We start from the raw sequence: 6,146 nt of genomic DNA, 5'->3' as shown, positions 1-6,146 counted from the left end.
CCCATCCTGCAAATCCATCTGAATTATAGAAACGATACTTTCTGGAACTCCACGAAGTCCCATACAGCTATACATATCCAGACCTTCTTTAATCCCATAAGCTTCACAGTAGTACGCAATGCCTTTCAGATTTGCCAGAACCACTGGTGTTGCTTTTACGGTTGCCACAATTGCAATGATAACTGCCCCAGCCGCTGCAATGCTATTCAAAACCGTATAAATATCGCATACCCGGTACAGCTTTCCGGAAAAGTTCATATCGGCTTCCGAAAGAACCGTTCCTTTCAAGAAGCTTCCCTGTTTCTTCTTGGAGACCTTTTTCCACTTTTCCCAGCCTAGCACCCCTTTATGCTGGTAGTTGTCGCTTGCCCTTCCTGCCAGATTCCGAAATACCTTTTCTCTGGTGCTTCCTTTGCTGGAATCCATATACAGCTTTGCACCTTCTGGATTGAAAAGACCGATTGCTGTCAGCTCCGTTACGGTAAACTTCTGTTTACAGTTCTTCTGATAGTACTGTACAAGCTTCTTCCATTTTTTTGCGGGAATCGGATGTTTTGCGGGAATGCCGAATACTGCTTTTGCATTATCCCAATAATCGTAAGCGGTACAGGATATCTGGTTCCAAGTCCTTCCTGTATTAAATTCCAATGTATGCTTCGTCTTCTTTGTAAGCAGGATATCAAATCGTTTGGGATTCAAGTCTTCGGAATCGTTCCAGTTATCCCCATCCGTATCCTTTTTGGCAGGATTGCTGCTAAAAGTCCAGACATTCTGGTACTCATATTTCTTTCCATAAGGATTATAGAGTTTCATCTTTTTCGTAATTCCCAGTTCTATGGAATCTGGAATTCCGTCTTTATCGCTGTCTACACTGGAATCATTTAGCAATGGATTTTTCTTAAGATGGACTACGGTATGATTGGCTAACCGTACCCAGCATCCTCCACTTGCCCCTTTCCCGACTTTCACTGCTAACGGTGCTGCTTCTATGGCAAAGTTTTTCTGAATATCGGCAATCTCCCCGCCAGATGTCTGAATGGCATTCTGGTAAACTGGATAGAGCTTTGTTTTGGTAAACACCGATACAGTGATCTCTTTTTGTGCAAGTTTTGTAATCTGTGCATCCAAAGTAACAGTAGTATCCTTTACAATTCCATCATGATAGTCTGCATCCGTTACAAGGATCACATACCGTTTCACACTGGTCCGGTAACGCATCTGGAAAGCAGATTCCAGACCGTCAAGTGGTGTTTCTGGACCATCTCCGCCACCACCGCCTACTGGTAATGCCTGCAGCCGATCGGCAAAAGCATCTGCAGACGTATACCAGCCATAATTTTTCGTGGAATCAATGTCATCCTGATAGATATCTTTAAAGGTAACCAGTCCAAATCTGGCATCCACCTTTTTTTCTTTTAATTTTTTTACAAAGGCCGGAATGCTTTTTCGTATCGTTTCAATGGGCTCTCTCATAGAACCTGTCGTATCAATTACAAATACAATATCTGCCTTTCCAGTCTCTATCAGCTCACTTTCATTTTCCCAGTCGCTGTAATACAGGAACTTGGCAGTATTGATTACCATGTAGATACTAAAATGTTCCACTGCTGCCGAAATGGTTTTTGTCTTGGCATCATACTTAGATTCCATTGGCTCCAGGCTGTTTTCTTCTTCATTATACCATGCAATGGCTAATTCTTCTGGATTATTTTGTCTCAGTACCTTATCACTTAACTGAAAAGCCAGTTCTCCTGTTTCAAAAGCAAGAGCATCTTCATGGAAGAATTCGTAGGCAGTTCCGACTACACTGTCAATTTCCAGTATGGCATCATTTTCTGTAACTGGCTCTACCCAAAGCTTATGGCTGTAATCTCCTTTTCCTGTCAGAGTTACTTCTGGCAATGTTCCTACCTTCGCCAGTTCCAGTTCATATGCCAGGTCCAGAGATACTTCCTGTGTTACCACCTCTTCCCCATCACAGATTCCATCTCCGTCTGTATCCTGCAAAAGCGGATTCAGGCCTGTCTTTCTCTCGGTTCCATCTGACATCTGATCAGAATCCGTATCCGTATCACAAGGATCCGTCTGATAAACCAGTACCTCTTCCCCATCCTCTATGCCATCTTCATCGGAATCTTTTTCAAAAGGATTGGTATCATAGTCATATTCCTGTTTCAAATCCAGTCCATCCCCGTCATAGTCATCGGCCAGCCTAATGGGATCGGCTGGCAAGCCCTTCATGGAAAGATTCCGCCTGATGACATCTAGATAGGATTTTTCTAATTCTTCGCTTTCACTGGCTGGTTCTGGTTCCTCAATGGTCCAGTGTTTCAAAACAAAGTGTTCTGGTGCCCTGTCTGTGGAAGCTCCTCCAAATCCAAGTTTCAGTGTGCTTTCTGCTGGAATCTTGTAGTTATATCCTCTGTTTTCGATTATGTAATGGTTCTGGCTGTGTGCTATGATATCTGCTTCCCAGAAGCTGTATATTTCCCCTTCATAATCAAATTCCAGTGTCCATCCTTCTATGCTGTTAAGGGAATGGTTCTTCACCTGAAGTTCTCCATTAAAACCAGAATCCCATTGGTCTGTGACCTGAAAGTCCACCTGAAAATCCTTGTCTTCTGCTGTTTTTTGTCTGGAAAGGATTTTAACGCTATCTGGAAGTGCAAAAGCAGCATTTGTTTTTGTCATGTAACCAAACTGGATCGACTGACCGCTTTTAATCTGCTCGTTATAGCCTGCGTTTTTAATGATATACTTGTCATTCTCATGCTGATATACTGTGCCATTCCATATCTGTACGATATCGCCTGCCATACGAAACTGTAATGCCCAGTTGTTTCTGGTTTTCTTGCTTGTATTCTGAATGGTTACCTGCGTATTGCATGCCCCATCCCACTGGCTTGTTATCTGAAAAGTAATGTTAAGTCCATCTTCTGTATACGTTTTTTCTGTTTCTATCTGTTTTACGGCTTGTCCTTCTTTGGCTGTTTCTGCCTGAATGCTGGATGGAACAATAACATTTCCCATTATTGCCAGTATAAGCAGTACAGAAAGAATTCTCTTTTTCCATTTTCTCATACTCCTAACGTATCTCCTTTCCTTTTCCAAACAGGACCTTAACATGTATGGCGAATTATGTTAAGTTCAAACCTTTGACTTATACAAAAAACTACTGCAAAACGATCTCTTACGCTTTGCAATAGTCTTTTTAAATCTTTCCACTTTTCAATTAGCTTTGCGAATATCTTCCCTTGCTGCCAAACTCCCTTAATGTTCTTTTTGCTGATTATCTTCACGCATTTTCAACGCCTCAAAAGACTGCTGGTTCATAATCAGGTTTTCCCCTGCTGGATTAATTACAATTCCTATCTCCGGATTCAAAGTAATTGCTTCCTCAAAGGAAAGAACCAGACCATTCCAGCGGTCACTTGGATAAATCTTAATAAATTCTGTCCAGTCCGAAAAAATAGGGGTAAATGCAATATGATCTGCAGTTTCCAGTTTTGGTATAGCCATATTCCTGCCCGCTTCAGGCACAACCTGTTTTCTATCGGCGGATGCCTGCTGCTCACCTTCATATAGCATAGGAACAATAAATCTTGCCTTCTTTAATTGTGCAAGCATTTTATCTTCTTTTTCATGAATCACTTCTTCACGTTTTTCGTATGTAACTGGCCATTTTACTTCCTGGAAGAACTCAATCAAAGCATAACGGAATCTTGGATTCCTGATTGGCTTGTTTAAGTCATACTCAGGGTTTTTATCTGTAACTGCTAAGACATCCTCACGGTTTACAACTGTTTTATATCTTCCATTATCAATAAGCAGATGTTCCATTCCTAAATAATATAAAAATTCAAACACACTCATTTTATCTGGCAATTTGCTGTCATCTTTACGGATTTCGCAAATAGTTACTGCACGGTACTGTTCCCCATAATGCCTTACTGCATCTTGTGCATATTCTACTTCTGAATAAATTTCTACACATCCCTGTGTAATATATGGTAAATTAGTTCCTGCATCAAACGTCATGTAAAGCACTTCTGCCTCTGATAACTTTTTAGCCAATACACGGTCTAAAAGTTCGCATTTCTCTTCATAATTTTCAACGCCTTCTTCAGACTCTTCCTGAAAATGATCCACACTTACAAGCAGGAAAATCGTTTCCTGAATCGATAACGGTTCTAAATCGCTTTCTTCTATATGGCTTTTGAAAATGATCGGCCCAATTTCCTGTCTTCTCTCATTGGTAATCATTTTTGCTGGAATCTCTTGCTGTGGCTGCTCCATCTGTGGTACTGCTTCTTGTATTTCCTGCGCCTTAGGTGCTTCTTCCTTTACAGTTTCCTGTGTTTCCTTTGCTTCTTCAGCCTTATCTTCTGTAACATTTATCTCATCATCTGCTACATCCTTTTTTCTAAACAAATCTTTTAGACCCATGGAAAAACCTCCGTTTCATTTTTTAGTACAAACCTAACGTATATAATTTCTGTATCTCACTTTTCGACCACTTCTATTATACCTTACATTCAGCTTTTCCGCAAATATTTCCAAAGATTATTCATAAAAATGAGTCATTAATAAAACATTTTATTTTCCTCATTTTTCAAGTTTGTTCCAAATCAGAATCGCATTTTTCTAAAAACAAAAAACTTAAGAATAAGACTTCCTTACTCTTAAGTTTCGCCATTAAGCGTGAGACGGGACTCGAACCCGCGACTTCCTCCTTGGCAAGGAGGTGCTCTACCAACTGAGCCACTCACGCATTTTTTCTTTTTTACCTTTCGGCTAAGCGTGAGACGGGACTCGAACCCGCGACTTCCTCCTTGGCAAGGAGGTGCTCTACCAACTGAGCCACTCACGCATTTTTTCTTTTTTACCTTTCGGCTAAGCGTGAGACGGGACTCGAACCCGCGACTTCCTCCTTGGCAAGGAGGTGCTCTACCAACTGAGCCACTCACGCATATATCTTTTACAAGAAACAGTTTTCCTGTAACGTTGAATATCTTACCCTATAAATAGAGTTTTGTCAATACAGTTTTTCAAAAAAATTATTTGGTCTAGAAAAATCGAATTATGCATTTCTACAAAATTTTATTTTTTATTACCTCTTGCATATCTGTCATAGAACTCAGACTTTGTCGCACCAAACGGGTGTCGCTGTTTTTTAGCAACTAACTTCCTTACCCGTTCGTGTGTATCTCACCCCTGTCCTTTTAAGGGCTTTTTTGATTTATAGTTTTCAGAATAACTTAAATTGTAAATATGATGAGTATTACATTTACTATATTATAGATACAATGCACACCTATCGAAACAGCAATATTCTTAGTTCTCAAGTAAACAAAGGATAAATATAAACCTTGTATAAGATAATTTCATAATTTAAAAGATAATAGTTCCTCTTTAAACTTTTGACAAACACTTTTTACAGTGTGCATATGTAAAGATACGTACAAAGTTTAAGTCATAATCTACTACCATATACTCCTTTATTTTCTAATTCTATCCTTATGTTCCGTTTATATTATTTTTTCCTCTCCTACAACTTATATTTTAATAAGATCACTAGGTTGCCAAACTAATTTTAACAATTATATTAGTTTATTTCCTTTTATGCCTTATTAAATCTATTTTATCTTTCAAGACTTTATATGTCAACCATGAAACTTTCTGCTTCCGAACAAAGATAAAAAAACTTAAATAAAATCTTTATGCCATGCGGCTCATAGCTTCCTGATCGCTAAGCATTTCTACTAATTTTCTCTTCAGGATCTTGCCTGTGCTTGTCATTGGGAATTCTTCTACCATGTATACGTATTTTGGCATTTTGAATTTTGGCAGGCATTGGCTGATATATTCCATAACTTCTTCTTTAATATAGTTTGCTCCTGGCTTCATTTGGATAAATGCTGCAATTTCCTCACCTAACACTTTATCCGGTGCGCCAACAACTGCTACGTCATGAACCATTGCATAGGTACGAATTACATCTTCAATTTCGCTAGGAGAAATATTCTCTCCTCCACGGATAATTAGCTCTTTCTTCCTTCCTTTAATGGTCAAATAACCTTCTTTATCTAAGAAACCTAAGTCTCCTGTATGAATCCAGCCATCAACAATAGTTGCGTCAGTTGCTT

At 39.4% G+C, this 6,146-nt stretch carries 4 protein-coding genes and 3 tRNA genes; all 7 read right to left on the bottom strand.

All coding sequences use genetic code 11. The annotated features are described in order from the left end of the window. Positions 1-3,081 (bottom strand): cellulose binding domain-containing protein (locus BMY85_RS15225; protein WP_177180823.1); only part of this gene is annotated, 3,081 nt, incomplete at its 3' end. A 189-nt stretch (positions 3,082-3,270) separates the two neighbouring features. Continuing rightward, a complete protein-coding gene (locus BMY85_RS15220) occupies positions 3,271-4,446 on the bottom strand; it encodes an SseB family protein (protein WP_092479258.1) in 1,176 nt (391 codons plus the stop codon). A 252-nt stretch (positions 4,447-4,698) separates the two neighbouring features. Then, a tRNA-Gly gene (locus tag BMY85_RS15215) sits at positions 4,699-4,771 on the bottom strand. Positions 4,772-4,797: 26 nt separating this feature from the next. After that, positions 4,798-4,870 (bottom strand) — tRNA-Gly (locus tag BMY85_RS15210). Positions 4,871-4,896: 26 nt separating this feature from the next. Beyond that, a tRNA-Gly gene (locus BMY85_RS15205) sits at positions 4,897-4,969 on the bottom strand. 289 nt (positions 4,970-5,258) lie between these two features. Continuing rightward, complete coding sequence (locus tag BMY85_RS16400; protein WP_092479256.1) at positions 5,259-5,375, bottom strand: CPBP family glutamic-type intramembrane protease; 117 nt, start codon at positions 5,373-5,375, stop codon at positions 5,259-5,261. A gap of 343 nt (positions 5,376-5,718) precedes the next feature. Next, the coding region (locus tag BMY85_RS15195) for a class I adenylate-forming enzyme family protein (protein ID WP_143066416.1) at positions 5,719-6,146 on the bottom strand (428 nt) is incomplete at its 5' end.

This window comes from [Clostridium] polysaccharolyticum (genome assembly GCF_900111595.1).
Lineage (GTDB): Bacteria > Bacillota > Clostridia > Lachnospirales > Lachnospiraceae > Clostridium_AI > Clostridium_AI polysaccharolyticum.
The sequence above is the reverse complement of the archived record's forward strand: the minus strand, read 5'-3'. Positions and strand labels throughout refer to the sequence as shown.